The organism is Aquihabitans sp. McL0605 (assembly GCF_049993875.1).
Classification (GTDB): Bacteria; Actinomycetota; Acidimicrobiia; order Acidimicrobiales; family Iamiaceae; genus Aquihabitans.
The window spans coordinates 432,188-448,781 of the sequence record NZ_CP188252.1; the positions used below are offsets into that span (position 1 = coordinate 432,188).

Consider the following 16,594-nt stretch of genomic DNA (forward strand, 5'->3'; position numbering starts at 1 on the left):
CGCCTAGCTACCGCCGAGCTTGTCGAACACGTAGTCGACCGCGTCGCGGACGGTCTTCAGGTCCTCGAGGTCTTCGTCTTCGATGCGGAACCCGACCGAGCGCTCGCCCAGCTCTTCCTCGAGCTCTTCGACGAGCTCGATCAACGCCAGGGAATCGGCCCCAAGGTCGTCGGCGAACGAATCGCCTTCCTTGATGCCGCTCGGATCGGTCTCCAAGATGTCGGCGAGGCGATCTCGCACGAGCTCGAAGACGTCCTGACGGCTCATCGGGGACTGTTCCACATGGGTCTCGGCGGGCACGGCGCACTCCTGATCGGTCGATGGGGCGATGCGACTGTAGCGGGTGGCGAACTTTGTGCGCTCGTGAACGCCCCAGGGTGCACCGAAACCGCAGGTGACGCATGATGGACACCCTGAACTCACCACCCAGACGCCCAGCGGCCGGAACACGATGACCGACGACACCCACCCACACGACGAGCCAGGCGCAGAAAGCCGCCGAAAGGGTTGGAGACGCCTCGGCAGGTCCACCGACCCCACCGACCCCGCCGAGCCCACCGAGCCCACCGAGCCCACCGAGCCGGCGGGCAGCGACGATGGCCCACCGCCCGAGCCGTCCCCGCCGGCCGATCCGGATCGGGCCGATGCCGACGAAGAGGTCGAGGACGACCGCCCCACCCCTCGGGAGCTGGCCATCGAGCGGGCCGAGCGCTTCCTAGACGGTCCGGCGCTGCGCGTCCCCGACGGCGCCCCCTCCCCCGGCGACCTCGAGGCCACCTGGGACGACCACGCGCTCGACGCGCTCGAGGTGCTCCGCGCCGACCTCGGCGGCCGCCGGGTCGGGATCGCCATCAGCGGGGGCGGATCCCTCGGCAGCTTCGAAGCCGGCGTGCTGCGCTTCCTCTACGACCACGCCGCCGTCGCCCCGGTGGCGGTGGCGGGCAACTCGGCCGGCGGGCTGAACGCGGCCAAGCTCGCCGAGGGCGACCGGCCGGGAGGGCTCCGGGCCGTCGACGAGGTCGATCGGCTCTGGCGGTCGCTGCGCACCACCGACGACATGTGGGAGCCCGAGCCCTGGCTCACCCGGCTCCAGGCCTCGGCGTCGTGGGCGACATCGATGCGCGGCCACCTGGGCGACGGCACGAGCGGCACCAACGCGGTGCGCATGGCCGTGCGCGTGGTGGGGGGCCTGGTGCGCCGACCGCCCGAGACCGACGGTGCGTTCGACGCCGTGCGGGAGGCGCTGACCGCTCAGTCGCTCCTGTCGCTGGCTCCCGTCTCCGACCTCCTCCAGCGCGAGCTCGATGCGGACCTGGTCGCCGCCTCGGGCATCTCGCTGCGGGTCGGCGCGGTCAGCCTCGAAGCCGGCGAGCTGCGCTACATCACCGAGACCGGCGCGATCCACGACCGCGACGACCGGCCCACCGACCTCGACGACGTGCCCCTGATGGCCGGCGTCTTGGCCTCGGCCTCGATCCCGCTGGCGTTCCCGCCGGTGCGGCTGGGCGAGGAGCACTACGTCGATGGCGGGGCCCGCGAGATCCTCCCCATCGAGGTCCTCGTGCACCACCTCGAGGTCGAGCGGGTGATCGCCATCTCGGCCAGCTCCGTCGGCGTCGAGCGGATGGGCTCGTTCGCCGAGCGGAACCTGATCGACATCCTCCGCCGGGTCAGCGCCGAGATCGGCCCCGACGAGACCCTCCGCAAGGAGCTGAACCCTCCGGGCGGCTGGGCCGAGACGGTGCGGGTCATCGTGCCGGAGTTCGATGTCCACGACTCGATGACGATCGACCCGGCACTCATCGCCATCTCCATCGATCACGGCTGGCTGCGGGGGGCCGACGTGCTGCTGGAGCTCCCGCACGAAGCCCAGCAGCTCACCCGCGAGCTCACCGAGGTCCGGATCGGCCTCCGGCGCCTCGACGGCGCCCTGACCACCTTGTTCGGCGGCGATGCGGCGGGCCGCAGCAGTCCGGTCCTGCTCACCGAGGGCGGGGCCAAGCGTCCCGACGAGCTCGCGCCGATCCCGGTGGAGCTGGACGAGGACGATGCGCCGCACGCGTCGTTCGGCCTCACCGACCTCGACGGGGACGAGCCCGAGGAGGCGATCGACCCGGCCGTGGAGACCGAGCGGGAGCGCCTGGTGCTGACCGCTCGCCTGCGGCGGCTGGTGCAGGCCCGCCAGGACCTGGGCGCGCCCCTGCCCCCATCGCTCGTCGCCTGGCTCGATGCACCCCACGCCGCTCGCGTCGATCCGCTCCCGGTTCCCGATCGTCGGGACGCCACCGACCAGAGCTGATCAGCACGTCGGCGTACGGGCCGTGATGTTCCGCCCGTCACGGGCGGAGCCGGGTCAGGCGGGGCGGATGGTCTGGGCGAGGGCGTCGACCAGACCGGCGTCGACCATCTCGGTGGCGACCTTCACGGCGTTCACGATGGCCGTGTCGTTCGAGGAGCCGTGGCTGATGATGCACACGCCGTTGGTGCCCAGCAGCATGGCCCCGCCCGTGTTGTTGGGATCGAGCTGGGCGTACAGCGGCAGCAGCGCCGGGAACAGCACGTCGCCCGCAGCCTTGGTCTCGTCGTTCGTGTTGAAGGTGCCCAAGATGGCGTTCACGAGCGAGCGCATGCCGCCCTCGAGCGTCTTCAGCACGACGTTGCCGGTGAAGCCGTCGGTGACCACCACGTCGACGTCGGACGACATGATGTCGCGCCCCTCCACGTTGCCGATGAAGGTGCCGCCGCAGGACGCGGTCCACGAGCCCTCGGCCAGGAGCTTGTGGGTCTCCTTGACCAGCGGGCTGCCCTTGGTGGGCTCCTCGCCGATCGACAGCAGGCCCACCCGGGGCGACTCGATGCCGTAGCGGTGGCGGGCGAACGTGGCGCCCATCTGGGCGAACTGCACCAGCCAGTCGGCCGAGCACTCGGCGTTGGCGCCGGCGTCGAGCAGGACCGTGGGCAGGTCGGCGCCGGGGCACGGGATGGGCGTGGCGATGGCCGGGCGGAACACGCCCGGGATGCGCTTCATCCGCAGGAGGGCCGAGGCCATGGTGGCGCCGGTGTTGCCGGCGGAGACCATGGCGCAGGCCTTGCCGTCGCGGACGGCTTCGGCGGCGCGCACCAGCGAGGAGTCCTTCATGGTGCGGACGCTCTTGCCCGGATCGGCGTCCATGGCGATCACCTCGGACGCCGGGATGACATCGATGCCGTCGGTGTCGGTGAGCTCGTCGGGACGGCCCACCAGCACGACGGGAACGCCGAGCTCGTCGCGGGCGCGGATGGCGCCGGCGACGATCTCCGAGGGGGCCTTGTCACCTCCCATCGCGTCGATCGCGACGGGAAGGCGCTCAGCAGCTGTCATGTTCGGTGCCGGCCCGAGGTGGGTCAGTCGACCTCGATGGCCTGGCGGCCGTGGTACCAGCCGCAGTTCCCGCACACCACGTGGGGGAGCTTGGCCGAGCCGCACCGGGGGCAGACGCTGCGCGACGGCGCATCGAGCGTCCAGGCGGAGGCCTTGCGGCTCCGGCTCTTGGACTTGGAGGTCTTCTTCTTGGGGACAGCCATCGTCGTGGTCCTGAGGTCGTGATCGGGGGCGCTGCGATGCGCCGGACGCGAGGGGTAGATGGTAGCGGCCGAGGTCGGGCCCGGTCGAAAGCGCCCACCCCGTGCGAGCGCTCGTGATCGTGGTGGTGCTGCCACCAACAGCACGAGGAGTTCGTGAGCCAGAGGGTGGTGGCGTCAGAGCTCGAGGTCGTCGAGGGCGGCCCAGCGGGGGTCCTTGGCCGGACCCTCGTCACCCTCGCCGGCGCCGGGGTCGTCGTCGGCGGCGGCCTCGCCCTCGACCCGGGCCGGGAAGGCCTCGGGAGCAGGGCCCATGCAGTCGTCGGTGCACAGCGGCGCCAGCGGGAGCGCCAGCAGGGCGATGTCGTGCAGCAGCGGGCCGAGATCGACCTGGTCGTGGTCGAGCGGCCAGGTCTCGCCATCGGTGGGCTTGGTCTCGTAGACCTCGCGGATGTCGATGCGGGCCACGCCGTGGAGCTCCTTCAAGCAGCGCCGGCACGCCCCCACCCACGGCACCTCGGCGGCGCCCGTGAGCACCACGCCCTCGTGGATCGACTCCAGCTCACCGGCGAACGCGATGGGCGAGCCGTCGGGGACCGAGACGTCGGAGAGGCCGAGGCCGTCGGCGACGAGCGTGCGCTCGACGGGCATGCGGCTGCCCGGCCGGCGCCGGATCTCGGTGACCGAGATCATCACCGTGGGCGGGTGCCCCTCGGCTGGAGACGACGAGCTCATCCGCGGTCTTGGTCGAAGAAGCCCTCGTCGACCGGCTCCGGCTCGGGCTCGGGCACTTCCTCGGCCCGGGCCAGGTTGGTGGACTGGAGCTTCTCGCGGCCCGAGGCCACCAGCTTCAGCGTGCGCTCGAGCACGATCTCGAAGCTGGCCAGCTTCTGGTCGCAGAAGTCCTCGCACTCCAGGCGCAGCCGGCGGGCTTCGGCCTCGGCGCCGTCGAGGATGCGGCGGGCGCGGTGCTCGGCGGCCTTGACCACCTCGGTGCGCTGGACCATCTGCTCGGCGCGGGCCCGGGCGGCAGCGGTGATCTCATCGCCGTCGGCCCGCATCTTGGACAGGTACTCCTCGCGCTCCTTGCGCAGCCAGCGGGCCTCGCGGAGCTCGTCGGGCAGGCGCCCGATCGCCTCGTCGAGCAGCTCGAGCACCTCCTCCTTGTTGATCATCGCCGAGGCCGACAGCGGCATGGGACGGGCGGCGCCGATCAGGTCGGAGACCCGGCGCAGCAGCTCCTCGGCGTCCACCTGGCGACCGCGGCGGCGAGACGGCTCGGGCGCGGGCGCGGGATCCGCCGGCTCGTCGGCGTCGTAGGGGCGATCTTCGTAGCTCATGGGGAGGGCTCCTTGTGGTCCACGACGGGGGTGGACGGACCGGCACCGGGCACAGGCGGTGGGGCGACGGTCATTGGTCGAACATCTGGGAGAGGCGTTTGGCGACGGGCGCCGGCACCATCGAGCTGATGTCGCCTCCGAACCGGGAGATCTCGCGGATCCACTTCGAGGCCACGAACGAGTGCTCGGTGGCCGAGGGGATGAAGACGGTGTGGACGCCGGAGATGGCGAGGTTCATCTGCGACTGCTGCAGCTCCGACTCGAAGTCGGAGACGGCGCGGAGGCCCTTCACCAAGAAGTCGGCCCCCACCTCCTTGGCCAGGTTGACCACGAGGTTGGAGTAGATGGTGACCTCGACGTTGGGCAGGTGGCTCACCGACTCGACGATCATCTGCTCGCGATCGTCCATCGTGAAGAGCCCGGTGGGCTTCTGCGGGTTGCCGATGGTGGCCACCACGACCGAGTCGAACAACCGCGACGCCACCTCGATCAGCTCGAGGTGTCCGTTGTGGATGGGATCGAAGGATCCCGGATACAGGACTCGGGTCACGAAGGAGCTCCGGAGGGGGAGGCGAACTGCACCACCGTACCGCCGTAGGTCTTGCTCCTGATGCCAGCGAGCCCCGGTGGGAGGGGGATCTCGCGGTCGGATTCGACCACCACGACGGCGTCCGGGCTCAGGGTCGGGGCCAGCAGCTCGAACAGGTCGTCCCACTCGTCGTAGGCGTACGGAGGGTCGAGCAGCACCAGGTCGAACGAGCCGCCGACGGCCAGCGCCCGATCGAGGGCGCGGGTGAGCACGGTGGCCCGACGGTCCAGCCCCAGCGACCCGAGGTTGGCCTCCACCACCCGGACGGCCACGGGATCGGTGTCGACGAACGTGGCGTGGGCGGCACCCCGCGACAGCGCCTCGATGCCCAGCGCCCCGCTGCCGGCGAACCCGTCGAGCACCTGGCGGTCTTCGACCACGTCCAGGCTGTCGAGCGCGTTGAACAGCGCCTCGCGGACCCGATCGGAGGTGGGCCTGGTGGTGGTGCCGGGCGGCACGTCGATGCGGCGGCCGCCGGCCGAGCCCGCCACCACCCGCAGCGCACCCTTGACCGGAAGCGGTCGGGCGGCGGTGCGTCGGGGACGAGGCGATGGGCGTCGAGCGCCGCTCACGGGACCTCCGCCACCAGCCGTGCGCTCTCCTCCCAGAGCCAGCGGGCCTCCTCGCGGCTGCGCCCGTGCTTCGACGCCGGCCAGCGCCGGCCGTGGGACCAGTAGCCGCCGGTGGCGCCGACGATGCGCGGCTTGGTCGAGCTGGCCATGAGCACCTGGGTCTTGGCGCCACCCTTCGGTGAGCGCATCACGAACCGCCCGAAGGTGGCGATCAGCCAGCCCATGGTGCCGGTGTCGCCGTCGCCGGCGAACCCGCTGCGGATGCTCCCGGGGTGGACGCAGTTGACCGTGACCCCGGTGCCCTCGAGCTGGTGCGCCAGCTCCAGGGTGAACTGCGCGTTCGCCAGCTTCGACCGCCCGTACGTCGGGAAGCTGCGGAACTCGCGCTCGGACTGGAGGTCGGTGCGGTCGAGGCCCGTCACGGCCATCCGGTGCGCGAACGACGAGAGGACCACGACCCGCGACGGTGCGCTCGCCACCAACCGCTCGCGCAGCAGGTCGGTGAGGAGGAAGTGGCCGAGGTGGTTGACGCCGAACATCAGCTCGAAGCCGTCGGAGGTCTCCTGGCGGTTGTTCACCATCCCGCCGGCGTTGTTGACCAGCACGTCGAGGCGGTCGTACTCGTCGAGGAACCACGCGGCGAACGCCCGGATCGACTCGAACGAGCCGAGGTCGAGCATGCCCAGCACGACGCGATCGCGGCCCGAGCGCTCGATGACCTCGGCCCTCGCCGCCTCGCCCTTGGCTTGGCTGCGGGCCGTCATCACGACGGTGGCGCCCATCGCGGCCAAGGCGACAGCCGTCTCCAGACCGAGGCCGGAGTTGGCCCCGGTGACGATGATCACCTGATCCGTGAGGTCTTCGCGCTGCGTGGCACCCATGGCCGGCAGTCTCGCATCCGCACCCTGGCTCGCCCCCAACCCACTCTCCACCGTCCACAGGTCGAACCCCGGCGTGGCTGCCCGGTCAGCCTCGTGGGGCTCGTGCACCCCACGACCCTCTCGCCTGCGAAGGTCAGGTGGTGGGGCTCGATGTTCGGGCGGCGGGGCTCACCGGGCCGGGTGGGGGGTGGGACGGGTACCGTCGGTCGGGTGACCGAGACCTCCTCCCCCACGCCCTCCGACGCGGTGCGCATCGTCAGGATCGACCGATCGGAGCGGCGCAACGCGGTCAACACGGAGACGGCCGAACGGCTCCACCGCGAGTTCCTGGCGTTCGACGCCGACCCGTCCGCCAAGGTGGCCATCCTCACGGGCGACGACGCCGCGTTCTGCGCCGGCGCCGACCTCACCGACCTGCCCCGGCTCCGCGACAGCGGGCCGATGGGCCCCACCCGGCTGGCCCTGTCGAAGCCCGTCATCGCCGCGATCGAAGGGTGGTGCGTGGCCGGCGGCGTCGAGCTGGCCGCGTGGTGCGACATCCGCGTCGCCGGCGCCACGGCGAAGTTCGGCTGCCTCGAGCGCCGGTGGGGCGTGCCGCTGATCGACGGCGGCACCATCCGCCTCCCCCGCATCGTCGGCCTCGGCCGGGCGATGGACCTCATGCTCACCGGCCGGGGGTTCGATGCGGTCGAGGCCGAGCGCATCGGGTTCGTCCAGCGCCTCGTCTCCGCCGGGACTGCGCTCGACGCCGCGGTCGAGATGGCCGAGCTGATCGCCTCGTCGCCCTGGCCCGCGGTGGTGCACGACCGCCTCTCCGCCTACGAGAGCTACGGCCTCACGTTCGAGGACGCGCTGGCCAACGAGGACCGCCACGGCCGGGCCGTGATCTTCGATCCCGACTTCGCCGCCGGCGTCGCCCAGTTCCAGGCCAACCAGGCGAGGCGCCGCAGCGAGGGCGACCGGTGAGCGACCACCGCGCCGACGACGACCACGATGAGGGCCCGGTCGACTCGTCCGGCGCTCCACTCGTGTCGACCACCATCGTGTGCGTCGACTGCGGGAGCACCGCGCACCTGATGACGCGCCCCGACGAGACCGGCCGGTTCTGGCCCGGTGATCTGGTGAGCTACCGCTGCGAGGACTGCCTCGACCGCTGGGACCTCATCGTCCCGGGCGACGATCCCGAGGACGACCACGGCCCCGAGTGGTAGCGGTGGTCAGCCCTTCCGGCGGGGCCGGGTGAGCAGCTCCCCACCGCAGTTGGGGCACGAGCCGGCCAGGTCGCCGTCGGCGCAGGTGGCGCAGAAGGTGCACTCGTAGGAGCAGATCCGCGCCGCCAGGCTGTCGGGCGCGAGGGGCGCGTCGCAGCGCTCGCACACCGGGCGCATCTCGAGCGCCACGCGTCAGTACCCGTTCTTGTGGATCTTGTCGACGGCGATCTCGAGGACCACGCGCTCGCTCTGGATCGCGTTGGGGTAGTCGTCGACGCCCATGTACTTCTGGGCCAGCTCGTCGATGCTGGTGCGAGCCGCGTCGCCACCGACGGTGCCGACGACCCGGCCGCGCGCCTCGACGTACCGGTAGGGGTTGGCGCCATCGAACACGGTGACGGTGACCCGGGGGTCGCGCTGGGTGTTCTTGTACTTCTGGCGGTGGAGCTCGGTGTTGATGAGGAGGTGCTCGTCGTCGGCGTGGACCCACATGATCTGGGTCTGGGGCTGACCATCGGCCATCAGGGTGGTGAGGGCGGCGAAGTTCTTGCCGGTGGCGATGGTCTTGAGGTCTGCATCGAGCGTCATGGCGGCGACGCTATCGGCGCGCGATCTCATCGCCGACCGGTCCCCGGCAGGCCGTAGCCTTCGGCCATGCGCTTCAGCTTCTGGATCTCGACGCAGCCCACCTGGTCGGAGATCCTCGACCTGGCCGTCCACGCCGAGGCCACCGGGTGGGACGGCCTCTGGGTCGCCGACCACTTCATGCCCAACGACGACAACGCGCTCGACCAGCCGATGCACGAGTGCTTCTCGCTGCTCGCCGCGCTGGCGCCCGTTGTGCCGCGAGTGCGGCTCGGGTCGCTCGTGGCCGGCAACACCTACCGCCACCCGGCCGTGCTGGCCAACCAGGCGGCCACCATCGACCACATCGCGGACGGTCGCCTCGTGCTGGGCATCGGAGCCGGCTGGCAGCAGAACGAGCACGATCGCTACGGCATCCCCCTCGGCACGGTCACCGAGCGCATCGACTGGTTCGAGGAGGCGTGCCAGGTGATCCTGGCCCTGCGCGACCAGACGCGTGCCGACGTGCCCGGCGACCACTACCAGCTCACCGACGCGCCGATGGAGCCCAAGCCCGTCGGTCCCATGCCGTTGCTGATCGGGTCGAGCGGGCAGCGCCGCATGGCCGCGATCGTGGCGAAGTACGCCGACGAGTGGAACACCTGGAGCACGCCGGCGCTGTGGGCCGAGAAGCGCGTCGGCTACGACCGGGCGCTCGCCGAGATCGACCGAGACCCGGCCAGCCTCCTCCGCTCCACCCAGGCCGTGGTGTTCCTCGGCGACGACGGGCTCGCCACCGCCGAGGACTTCGCGGCCATCCGCCCGGCGATCGGCGGCACCAGCCAGCAGCTCATCGACACGATCGGCCAGTGGGCCGAAGCCGGGCTCGACGAGCTGATCATCCCGAGCTTCACCCTGGGCACCGGTGCCGCCGCCAAGGAGGCCATCGACCAGGTCATCACCGAGGTCGCCCCCGCCTTCCGCTGATCCGCAACCGGCCGGGCGGCGCCGCTCCGCTCAGGCGGAAGCGGTGCAGGTGGCGAGGTCCACGTGCACCCTCGGGCCGAGCCCGAGCTCGGCGCGCAGGGCGTCGACTGACTGGTCCTCGTCGATGACGGTGCGGAGGTCGTCGAAGCCGGCACGGAACGCGGTGGTGGTGCGGGCATCGGCGAGCGTCCGGAAGATGCGCGCCTGCTCCCGCGCCAGGGCCGTGACCCGATCGATCGCGGGCTGGACGTCGGCGGCCCAGGGCCCCTTCTCGAGCCCGGCGGCGAAGGTGTCGTAGATGTCGGCCACCCGACCCGCCGACTCCTGCAGCAGTGCCATCGCGTCGGCGACCGTGGCGTCGGGCGGCAGGGAGGCCTCGGCCTCAGTGAACTGTGCGAGCGCACAGTTCGGTGGCTTGACCAGCTCGAGGTAGCGCTCGCCGTCGCTGCTCCGATCGACCGTCGTGGTGCTGCTACCAGCCACCGTGGTGGTGGTGGCCCCGGTCCGCTCGGGCGCCGTGGTGGTGGACCCACCTGACGCTGAGGTGGCGGGGGCGCTGGCGTCACCGCCCGAGGCGCCGCACCCGGTGAGCACGACCAGGGCGACCATGAGCAGGGCCCACCATCGGTTCCGCGAGCGTTCCATCAGCATCTCCTCCGCCGACCCGCCGTGGGTCACATCGCCGCCCACCCTACGCAACGGGCGCCGCCGCCCCGCGCCCGCAGATGCCCTCAGGACTTGAGGAGGAAGTCGGCTTCGTCGTCGCCGAGGAAGAGGGCGACCTCGCCGGCCAAGACGTCGCTGTGGGAGAGGTCGGGATCGGCGTCGATCAGCTCGAACGCCACCTCCCGGGCCTTCTCCACCCACTCGCGGTCGCGGCGCAGCGAGGCCAGCTTGAGGTCGTTGCGGCCCTTCTGCCGCTCCCCCATCAGCGTGCCCTCGCCGCGCAGGTCCAGGTCGACCTCGGCCAGCTCGAACCCGTCGGTGGTGCGGACCATCGCCTCCAGCCGGGCCTGGCCGTCGGGTGTGGTGCCGGGCCCGACGAGCCAGCAGTGCGATGCGTGGGCGCCTCGGCCGACGCGACCGCGCAGCTGGTGGAGCTGGGCGATGCCGAAGCGATCGGCATCGAGGATCACCATCACCGTGGCGTTGGGGACGTCGACGCCGACCTCGATCACGGTGGTGGCCACCAGCACCTGCGTCCGCCCGGCGCGGAAGGCGTCCATGGTGGCCTCCTTGTCGGCGCTGGCCATGCGGCCGTGCAGCAGCCCGAGCGACAGGTCGTGGAGCTCGCCGCCGAGCAACCGCTCCATGGTCTCCTCGGCCGACGCCACCTCGAGCTTGTCGGAGCCCTCGACGAGCGGGCACACCACGTAGGCCTGGCGTCCGGCCGCCACCTCGGCCCGCACGTGGTCCCACACCGGCGCCTCGGCCTCGGGGTCGTCGCCCTCGGGATCGGTCTTGACCCAGGTGGTGACGATCGGGGTGCGCCCCGGGGGCATCTCGTCGAGGATCGACACGTCGAGGTCGCCGTAGACGGTCATGGCCGCGGTGCGCGGGATCGGGGTGGCCGTCATGACCAGCACGTCGGGTGTGGCGCCGTCGGCTCCCTTCTGGCGGAGCGCGGCGCGCTGCTCGACGCCGAAGCGGTGCTGCTCGTCGATGACCACCACGCCGAGGGAGCGGAACGCGACCGCGTCCTCGATCAGGGCGTGGGTGCCGATCAGGAGGTCGACGCTCCCGTCGATCAGCCCCTCGGCGAGCTTGCGGCGGTTGGCAGCGGTGACCTTGTTGGTGAGCAGCTCGACCCGCAGCGGCCGGTCCTCGGCTTGACCGGCGAACAGGGAGTCGGGGTCGGGATCGCCCGGGACGGTCAGGTCGGCCAGCAGGGCCTTGATGCCGGTGAAGTGCTGCTCGGCCAGGACCTCGGTGGGCGCCATCAGGGCGCCTTGGTGGCCGCCTTGCACGGCGACGAGGAGGGCCGAGACGGCCACCACCGTCTTGCCCGAGCCCACGTCGCCCTGGAGCAGGCGGTGCATGGGGTGGGGCCCGGTGAGGTCGGTGGTGATCTCGGCGATCACCCGCTCTTGGGCTCCGGTCAATGGATACGGGAGGGCGCCGTGGAAGCGCCGCACCAGCTCGCCGGAGGCGTCGTGGACCATGCCCTTGGCGGTTCGCTCCAGCGACCGCTTCCGCAGGACCAGCGCCAGCTGCACCCGCAGGAGCTCGTCGAACACGAGGCGCTTGCGAGCGGTGGCGATGTCGGCCCACGCGTCGGGCCGGTGGTAGCCCCAGAGCGCCTGGCCGCGCTCGATCAGGCCCAGCCGCTTGCGCACCGGTTCGGGCAGCGGCTCCGCCAGGCCGCGCGCCCCGGTCTTGCCCAGCGCTACGTGGACCCACTTGGAGAAGTCGTCGGACTCGAGCTTGATCTTCGCCTTCTGACCCGGGATCGACACCAGGTGCTGCGGGTACAGCGAGATGATCCGACCGGTCTGCTCGCCGCCGATGACGTCGACCACGGGGTTGGTCATCTGCGGCCGGCCGTTGAACGTGTCGACCTTGCCGAAGAACACCGCCTCGGTGCCGACGGGCAGCTTGGCGTCGATGCCCCACGTGTTGAAGAACGTGATGCGGAGGCGACCGCCTGATGCGTCGGTGACGTCGAACTCGTCGCGGTTGAGCGGGCGCCCTCGGCCGCGGCGCTGGGGCCGGTGCTGGGTGGCGTTGCGGACGGTGGCGACCACCATGGCCTCGTCGCCCGGTACGAGGTCGCGGATGGCGACCTCGCGCGAGCGGTCGACGTGGCGGCGGGGGTAGTAGGTCACCAGGTCGAGCACGTCGCCGACACCGACCTTCTCGAGCGCGGTCACCTTCTTCGGGCTGCCGTGCAGGGCCTTGATCACCGTGAGCGGGTAGCCGGCCAGCTCGGCGTACGTGATCGGCCCATCGCTCATCCCCAGCGAGGTTAGGAGGTGACCGCCGGATCGCCGACGGGGCCAGCGAGCGACGGCCGCCAGGCCACCACCTCGCCCTCGATCAGCAGGGCCAGCTGCACCACGAGCGCGATGCGGATCCCGATGGCGCCGAGCAGCCCGAGGCGCGGCAGCTCGGGCGTGGCGCCGTGCCATCCCGTGTAGAGCGACGCGAACGAGATCACGATCAGGACGAGCGGGACGATCCACGACTGCCCGCGCCGGTCCCGGCGGGCCAGGCTCCACGCCAGGACCACCACCAGGCCGGCGATCACCGCGCCGGTGTCGCCCGGCCCGAACAGGGCCAGCTCGACCACCGTGGGCAGCACGGGCCGGGAGGTGGCGTAGACGTCGGTGGGCGCGAGCATCGAGTTCTGCGGCGCGGCCGCCGCGGCATCGACCGAGGGGCGCCGGACGCCGGCGAAGTCGGGCAACGGCGCGGTGGCCGTGTACCAGGGGTGGGTGACCAGGTAGCGCAGGTACGTGCCGCGGCCCTCGTGGGCCGCCCAGTGCGAGAACGCCGTGTCGTTCTGGAGCGACTGCGGATCCATCGCGCCCGACGAGGGCACGGGCATGCCGTGGGCCTTGAACCACGCCAGGCGGCCCGGATCGGTGGCCACCCGGTTCGACACGATCACCCGCAGGTTCTCCTGCACGATCTCCTGGTTGTGCGTGTAGGTCACCGACGCCACGCCGGTCTCGAGCGCGAGGGCCAGGCAGAGACCGGCCAGCACCTTGGCGCCATGGCCCCGCTGCCACGCCACGAGCGCGGCGATCCCGACGACCAGCACGATCAGCCACGCCGCCGAGATGAGGCTCTGGCGGACGAACAGCCACGGGAAGGTGGCGAGCGCGACCAGCACCGCGGTGGCGCGATCGGGTTTGCGGACGAAGTTGAGCCAGGCCGCGATCAGCAGGACCGTGAGCGAGATGCCGAGCGACTCGGACAGCTTGGCGGCGTCCCAGTTGGTGATGATGGTGGTGCAGCCGATGCCACCAATGGCCGCGGCCACGGCCAGGCGCCCGATCGCGGTGCGGAACCAGGCCGCCGCCGCCAGGGCGAGGACCGCCCAGCACACCGCGCCGATCAGGGCCTGGGCGATGACGATGGATCGGTTGGTCCCCGGGATCAGCCAGTACAGGTACGGCGTGGCCCACGGCCGGCGCCAGTTGCCGCTGAAGTCGATGCGGTCGTACTCACCCGAGTCGAAGTAGAGGTACAGCCGCATCCCGGCGACGGCCAGGAGGCGCAAGGCGACGAGGACCCCCACGAGCCACGGCGCCCAGCGCCACGAACGGGCCAGCGCCCGCAGCGTGGGCGGCGCCGACGGAGCCGGTTCCTCACGGGGATCGTCGACGAGGTCCGCCTCGAGGTCGCCGGCCACGGAGCCGCTATTCGATGCCGAGGAAGTAGGGGTAGAGGGGCTGGCCGCCGTGGTGGGTCTCGGCCTCGACGGCGTCGTGGTGCTCCGCCAACCAGAGCAGCACCTTGCGCGTCTCGGCGTCGGAGGAGCCCTCGCCGGTGATCAGGGTGACGATCTCGTGGTCCTCGGTGAGGAGGTGCTCGAGCAGTCCGATCGTGGCATCGGCCACCGAGGGCGCCACGGCGCAGATGCCGTCTCGGGCGATGCCGAGGAAGTCTCCTTCGGCGATCGGGCCGACGTCGCACGACGAGTCTCGGACCGCCTGGGTGACCTCGCCGGCGAGCACGTTGGCCGCCGCGGTGGCCATGTCGGCGGCGTTGTCGCCGATGTCGGCATCGGGGTCGTAGGCCATCAGGGCGGCGAACCCCTCGGGGATGCCCTTGGTGCCCACCACCCGCACGGTCTTCGACGTGGTGGCGTCGACCTGCTCGGCCACGGCGATGATGTTCTTGTTGTTGGGCAGGATCACCACGTGGTCGGCCGGCGCCGCCTCGACAGCCTCGAGGATCTGGGCCGTGGACGGGTTCATCGACTGGCCGCCCGTGAGCACGCGTGCGCCGAGCGAGTGGAAGATGCGCTTGATGCCCTCGCCCGTGGCGATGGCGACCACGGCGGTGGTGACGGGCGTGGCGTCGGGCTCGGGCTCGGGGTGCGCCTCGGCGTCTCGGACCCAGCGCTCCTCCTCGACCTCTTCGAGCAGGTCGGTGACCCGGATCTTGGAGGGCTTGCCGATCTCGATGGCGGCTTCGATGGCCGGGCCGATGTCGTCGGTGTGGATGTGGCAGTTGAACAGCCCGTCGCCGCCCACGACCACGATGGAGTCGCCGATGCCGGCCCACACGTCCTTGAAGGCCGCGATGGCGGCGTCGGGCGCCTCGAGCAGGTACATGACCTCGTAGCGGAGGTCGGCGATGCCGCCGCCCTCGTGGCCCTCGCCGCCGTGGGCGATGAGCTGGAGCTCATCGAGGTGGCCGGCGTCGGCCACGGCCTCGGTGACGGAGGCGGCCGGGAGCTCCCGGCCGTCGACCACCAGCAGGAACGCGTCGATCAGCAGCATCAGGCCGGTGCCGCCGGCGTCGACCACACCCGCTGCCTTCAGGACCTCGAGCTGCTCGGGGGTGTTGGCGAGCGCCTCGTAGCCCGAGGTGCGGGCGGCGTCGAGCACGTCGACCAGGGAGCTGCCCGACTGGGCCACCGCGGTGGCGCCCTCGGCCGCCACGCGGATCACGGTGAGGATGGTGCCCTCGACCGGGTTGCCCACCGCCTCGTAGGCGCCCTTGGCGGCGACGTCGAGCGCCTCGGCGAGCAGCGGCCCGTCGACCTGCTCGTCGGGTGCGGCGGCCAGGGTCTGGGTGAGGCCGCGGAGGATCTGGGAGAGGATGACGCCGCTGTTGCCGCGGGCGCCCATGAGGGCACCGTGGCCGATGGCCTTGCAGACGATGCCCAGGTCGCCGTCGGTCTCGTCGAGCTCGGCGGCCACCGACTCGATGGTGAGCGCCATGTTGCTGCCCGTGTCTCCATCGGGGACGGGGTAGACGTTGAGCCGGTTGATGCCCTCCTTGTGCGCCTTGAGCGCATCACGGAACGCGCCGACGACGAGGCGGAGATCGTCGGCGCCCAGGCGCTCGAGCGTGGTCATGGCGGCGCAGCCTACCGACTGCGCGCAGGGTGGTCAGACGGCGGACACGTGACCTGGCCGGGTGCTCGGCTTGTGGACGGGGGGTCGTCCCGCGTACATTTGTCCCTCGGCCCAATCAGGGTCGATCGGTAGCGAACCCTGGAGTGCAGTGATGGCCTCGACGTGTGAAGTGTGCGGCAAGAAGCCGTCGTTCGGCATGAGCGTGAGCCACTCCCACCGCCGCACCAAGCGGCGCTGGAGCCCGAACATCCAGCAGGTCCGCGCCGTCGTGGCGCCCGGCACCATCCGCCGCGTCAACGTGTGCACCGGCTGCCTCAAGGCGGGCAAGGTCACCAAGGCCTCGCGGGCCAAGACCACCGCCTGATCCACCCCAGCGCTGCGGCCTTCGCCGCACCCGGGAGACCGGCGCCTTCGCCTTGCCGCGCGCCCTCATCACCATCGTCGATGACTCGTTGCTGACGCATCGGGTTCGCCGATGATCAGCATGTCAAGTACGTATGGCGGATACGCCGTCTGCGTGTGCGTCAGCTGAACGCCGACCACTAGGGTCGGTCCACCGCATCCACAGGTGGAGGACGTTGTTGTGCAAGGAGTGATCAAGTCGTACGACCCAGGAACGGGCGACGGCATCATCATGTGCGACACCGACCTGGCCGACTACGACCTGGCACCCGGGTCGCTGCACGGCTCCCCCTTCCGCATGCTCCGCCAGGGGCAGCGGGTGATCTTCGACCTGGACGACAGCGGTCGGGCAACGGGGCTGCGCCTCGGGTCCGAGGTCGACATGGGAACGCCGGGCTTCGGTCCGGCACCCGAGGTCTGAAGCCACAACCAGCGGCCCTTCCGCCCGGTCA

General features: G+C 71.5%; 20 protein-coding genes. 6 read left to right on the forward strand and 14 right to left on the reverse strand.

Features of this window, described 5'->3' with window-relative positions:
* Window positions 1–3: 3 nt before the first annotated feature.
* On the reverse strand, window positions 4–465 hold the full coding sequence (locus ACPPVX_RS01985; RefSeq protein WP_426573207.1) for an acyl carrier protein: 462 nt from the start codon (window positions 463–465) through the stop codon (window positions 4–6).
* On the opposite strand from ACPPVX_RS01985, the gene ACPPVX_RS01990 reads away from it, so the two are divergent.
* Window positions 452–2,299 (forward strand): patatin-like phospholipase family protein, encoded by a 1,848-nt coding sequence (locus tag ACPPVX_RS01990; protein ID WP_426573208.1) that lies wholly within the window; start codon window positions 452–454, stop codon window positions 2,297–2,299. The genes ACPPVX_RS01985 and ACPPVX_RS01990 overlap by 14 nt on opposite strands.
* A gap of 54 nt (window positions 2,300–2,353) precedes the next feature.
* Here the strand turns inward: ACPPVX_RS01990 and plsX are convergent, their stop codons facing one another.
* The 7 genes from plsX to ACPPVX_RS02025 form a co-directional block, all read right to left on the reverse strand.
* Window positions 2,354–3,361 (reverse strand): phosphate acyltransferase PlsX, encoded by a 1,008-nt coding sequence (gene plsX, locus ACPPVX_RS01995; RefSeq protein ID WP_426573209.1) that lies wholly within the window; start codon window positions 3,359–3,361, stop codon window positions 2,354–2,356.
* Between the two features lie 23 nt (window positions 3,362–3,384).
* Complete coding sequence (gene rpmF / locus ACPPVX_RS02000) at window positions 3,385–3,564, reverse strand: 50S ribosomal protein L32 (protein WP_426573210.1); 180 nt, start codon at window positions 3,562–3,564, stop codon at window positions 3,385–3,387.
* 174 nt (window positions 3,565–3,738) lie between these two features.
* Window positions 3,739–4,296 carry a YceD family protein gene (locus ACPPVX_RS02005; protein ID WP_426573211.1) on the reverse strand — a complete coding sequence of 186 codons (558 nt, stop codon included), beginning with the start codon at window positions 4,294–4,296 and terminating at the stop codon, window positions 3,739–3,741.
* Window positions 4,293–4,901, reverse strand: coding sequence for a hypothetical protein (locus ACPPVX_RS02010; protein ID WP_426573212.1), 609 nt, complete (start codon window positions 4,899–4,901; stop codon window positions 4,293–4,295). The genes ACPPVX_RS02005 and ACPPVX_RS02010 overlap by 4 nt, the downstream gene beginning before the upstream one ends.
* A 70-nt stretch (window positions 4,902–4,971) precedes the next feature.
* Window positions 4,972–5,451, reverse strand: coding sequence for a pantetheine-phosphate adenylyltransferase (gene coaD / locus ACPPVX_RS02015; protein WP_426573213.1), 480 nt, complete (start codon window positions 5,449–5,451; stop codon window positions 4,972–4,974).
* Window positions 5,448–5,984 (reverse strand): 16S rRNA (guanine(966)-N(2))-methyltransferase RsmD, encoded by a 537-nt coding sequence (gene rsmD, locus ACPPVX_RS02020; protein WP_426573214.1) that lies wholly within the window; start codon window positions 5,982–5,984, stop codon window positions 5,448–5,450. Before rsmD ends, coaD begins: the two co-directional genes overlap by 4 nt.
* Before the next feature lie 74 nt (window positions 5,985–6,058).
* Window positions 6,059–6,943, reverse strand: coding sequence for an SDR family oxidoreductase (locus ACPPVX_RS02025; RefSeq protein WP_426573215.1), 885 nt, complete (start codon window positions 6,941–6,943; stop codon window positions 6,059–6,061).
* A gap of 210 nt (window positions 6,944–7,153) precedes the next feature.
* Between ACPPVX_RS02025 and ACPPVX_RS02030 the strand changes: the two genes are divergently transcribed.
* Both ACPPVX_RS02030 and ACPPVX_RS02035 read left to right on the forward strand, forming a co-directional pair.
* Window positions 7,154–7,909: a crotonase/enoyl-CoA hydratase family protein gene (locus ACPPVX_RS02030; RefSeq protein WP_426573216.1), complete on the forward strand. Its 756-nt coding sequence runs from the start codon at window positions 7,154–7,156 to the stop codon at window positions 7,907–7,909.
* Entirely contained in the window at window positions 7,906–8,154 is a 249-nt protein-coding gene (locus ACPPVX_RS02035; RefSeq protein ID WP_426573217.1) for a hypothetical protein, read from the forward strand. The genes ACPPVX_RS02030 and ACPPVX_RS02035 overlap by 4 nt, the downstream gene beginning before the upstream one ends.
* Before the next feature lie 6 nt (window positions 8,155–8,160).
* Here the strand turns inward: ACPPVX_RS02035 and ACPPVX_RS02040 are convergent, their stop codons facing one another.
* Together ACPPVX_RS02040 and ACPPVX_RS02045 are read right to left on the reverse strand one after the other, a co-directional pair.
* Complete coding sequence (locus ACPPVX_RS02040) at window positions 8,161–8,331, reverse strand: DUF1272 domain-containing protein (protein WP_426574976.1); 171 nt, start codon at window positions 8,329–8,331, stop codon at window positions 8,161–8,163.
* A gap of 15 nt (window positions 8,332–8,346) precedes the next feature.
* The gene (locus ACPPVX_RS02045) at window positions 8,347–8,742 is read right to left on the reverse strand and encodes a PPOX class F420-dependent oxidoreductase (RefSeq protein WP_426573218.1); all 396 of its coding nucleotides are present in this window, start codon (window positions 8,740–8,742) and stop codon (window positions 8,347–8,349) included.
* A gap of 66 nt (window positions 8,743–8,808) precedes the next feature.
* On the opposite strand from ACPPVX_RS02045, the gene ACPPVX_RS02050 reads away from it, so the two are divergent.
* Window positions 8,809–9,705, forward strand: a complete 897-nt coding sequence (locus ACPPVX_RS02050; RefSeq protein WP_426573219.1) for an LLM class flavin-dependent oxidoreductase — start codon at window positions 8,809–8,811, stop codon at window positions 9,703–9,705.
* A gap of 30 nt (window positions 9,706–9,735) precedes the next feature.
* On the opposite strand, the gene ACPPVX_RS02055 is transcribed toward ACPPVX_RS02050, so the two are convergent.
* The 4 genes from ACPPVX_RS02055 to ACPPVX_RS02070 form a co-directional block, all read right to left on the reverse strand.
* The gene (locus tag ACPPVX_RS02055) at window positions 9,736–10,350 is read right to left on the reverse strand and encodes a hypothetical protein (RefSeq protein WP_426573220.1); all 615 of its coding nucleotides are present in this window, start codon (window positions 10,348–10,350) and stop codon (window positions 9,736–9,738) included.
* 86 nt (window positions 10,351–10,436) lie between these two features.
* A complete protein-coding gene (gene recG / locus ACPPVX_RS02060) occupies window positions 10,437–12,659 on the reverse strand; it encodes an ATP-dependent DNA helicase RecG (RefSeq protein WP_426573221.1) in 2,223 nt (740 codons plus the stop codon).
* 11 nt (window positions 12,660–12,670) lie between these two features.
* The gene (locus ACPPVX_RS02065; protein WP_426573222.1) at window positions 12,671–14,062 is read right to left on the reverse strand and encodes a hypothetical protein; all 1,392 of its coding nucleotides are present in this window, start codon (window positions 14,060–14,062) and stop codon (window positions 12,671–12,673) included.
* Between the two features lie 7 nt (window positions 14,063–14,069).
* Window positions 14,070–15,740: a DAK2 domain-containing protein gene (locus tag ACPPVX_RS02070; RefSeq protein ID WP_426573223.1), complete on the reverse strand. Its 1,671-nt coding sequence runs from the start codon at window positions 15,738–15,740 to the stop codon at window positions 14,070–14,072.
* Between the two features lie 151 nt (window positions 15,741–15,891).
* On the opposite strand from ACPPVX_RS02070, the gene rpmB reads away from it, so the two are divergent.
* Entirely contained in the window at window positions 15,892–16,104 is a 213-nt protein-coding gene (gene rpmB / locus ACPPVX_RS02075) for a 50S ribosomal protein L28 (protein ID WP_426573224.1), read from the forward strand.
* Window positions 16,105–16,323: 219 nt separating this feature from the next.
* Window positions 16,324–16,563 (forward strand): hypothetical protein, encoded by a 240-nt coding sequence (locus tag ACPPVX_RS02080; protein WP_426573225.1) that lies wholly within the window; start codon window positions 16,324–16,326, stop codon window positions 16,561–16,563.
* Window positions 16,564–16,594: the final 31 nt, after the last annotated feature.

What these genes read in the sequence shown, in the direction of transcription:
- ACPPVX_RS01990 (WP_426573208.1), top strand. Translation starts at nt 452, where the DNA reads ATGACCGACGACACCCACCCACACGACGAGCCAGGCGCAGAAAGCCGC.
- plsX (WP_426573209.1), bottom strand. Translation starts at nt 3,361, where the DNA reads ATGACAGCTGCTGAGCGCCTTCCCGTCGCGATCGACGCGATGGGAGGT.
- rpmF (WP_426573210.1), bottom strand. Translation starts at nt 3,564, where the DNA reads ATGGCTGTCCCCAAGAAGAAGACCTCCAAGTCCAAGAGCCGGAGCCGC.
- ACPPVX_RS02005 (WP_426573211.1), bottom strand. Translation starts at nt 4,296, where the DNA reads ATGAGCTCGTCGTCTCCAGCCGAGGGGCACCCGCCCACGGTGATGATC.
- ACPPVX_RS02010 (WP_426573212.1), bottom strand. Translation starts at nt 4,901, where the DNA reads ATGAGCTACGAAGATCGCCCCTACGACGCCGACGAGCCGGCGGATCCC.
- ACPPVX_RS02025 (WP_426573215.1), bottom strand. Translation starts at nt 6,943, where the DNA reads ATGGGTGCCACGCAGCGCGAAGACCTCACGGATCAGGTGATCATCGTC.
- ACPPVX_RS02040 (WP_426574976.1), bottom strand. Translation starts at nt 8,331, where the DNA reads ATGCGCCCGGTGTGCGAGCGCTGCGACGCGCCCCTCGCGCCCGACAGC.
- ACPPVX_RS02045 (WP_426573218.1), bottom strand. Translation starts at nt 8,742, where the DNA reads ATGACGCTCGATGCAGACCTCAAGACCATCGCCACCGGCAAGAACTTC.
- ACPPVX_RS02050 (WP_426573219.1), top strand. Translation starts at nt 8,809, where the DNA reads ATGCGCTTCAGCTTCTGGATCTCGACGCAGCCCACCTGGTCGGAGATC.
- ACPPVX_RS02055 (WP_426573220.1), bottom strand. Translation starts at nt 10,350, where the DNA reads ATGGAACGCTCGCGGAACCGATGGTGGGCCCTGCTCATGGTCGCCCTG.
- recG (WP_426573221.1), bottom strand. Translation starts at nt 12,659, where the DNA reads ATGAGCGATGGGCCGATCACGTACGCCGAGCTGGCCGGCTACCCGCTC.
- ACPPVX_RS02070 (WP_426573223.1), bottom strand. Translation starts at nt 15,740, where the DNA reads ATGACCACGCTCGAGCGCCTGGGCGCCGACGATCTCCGCCTCGTCGTC.
- rpmB (WP_426573224.1), top strand. Translation starts at nt 15,892, where the DNA reads ATGGCCTCGACGTGTGAAGTGTGCGGCAAGAAGCCGTCGTTCGGCATG.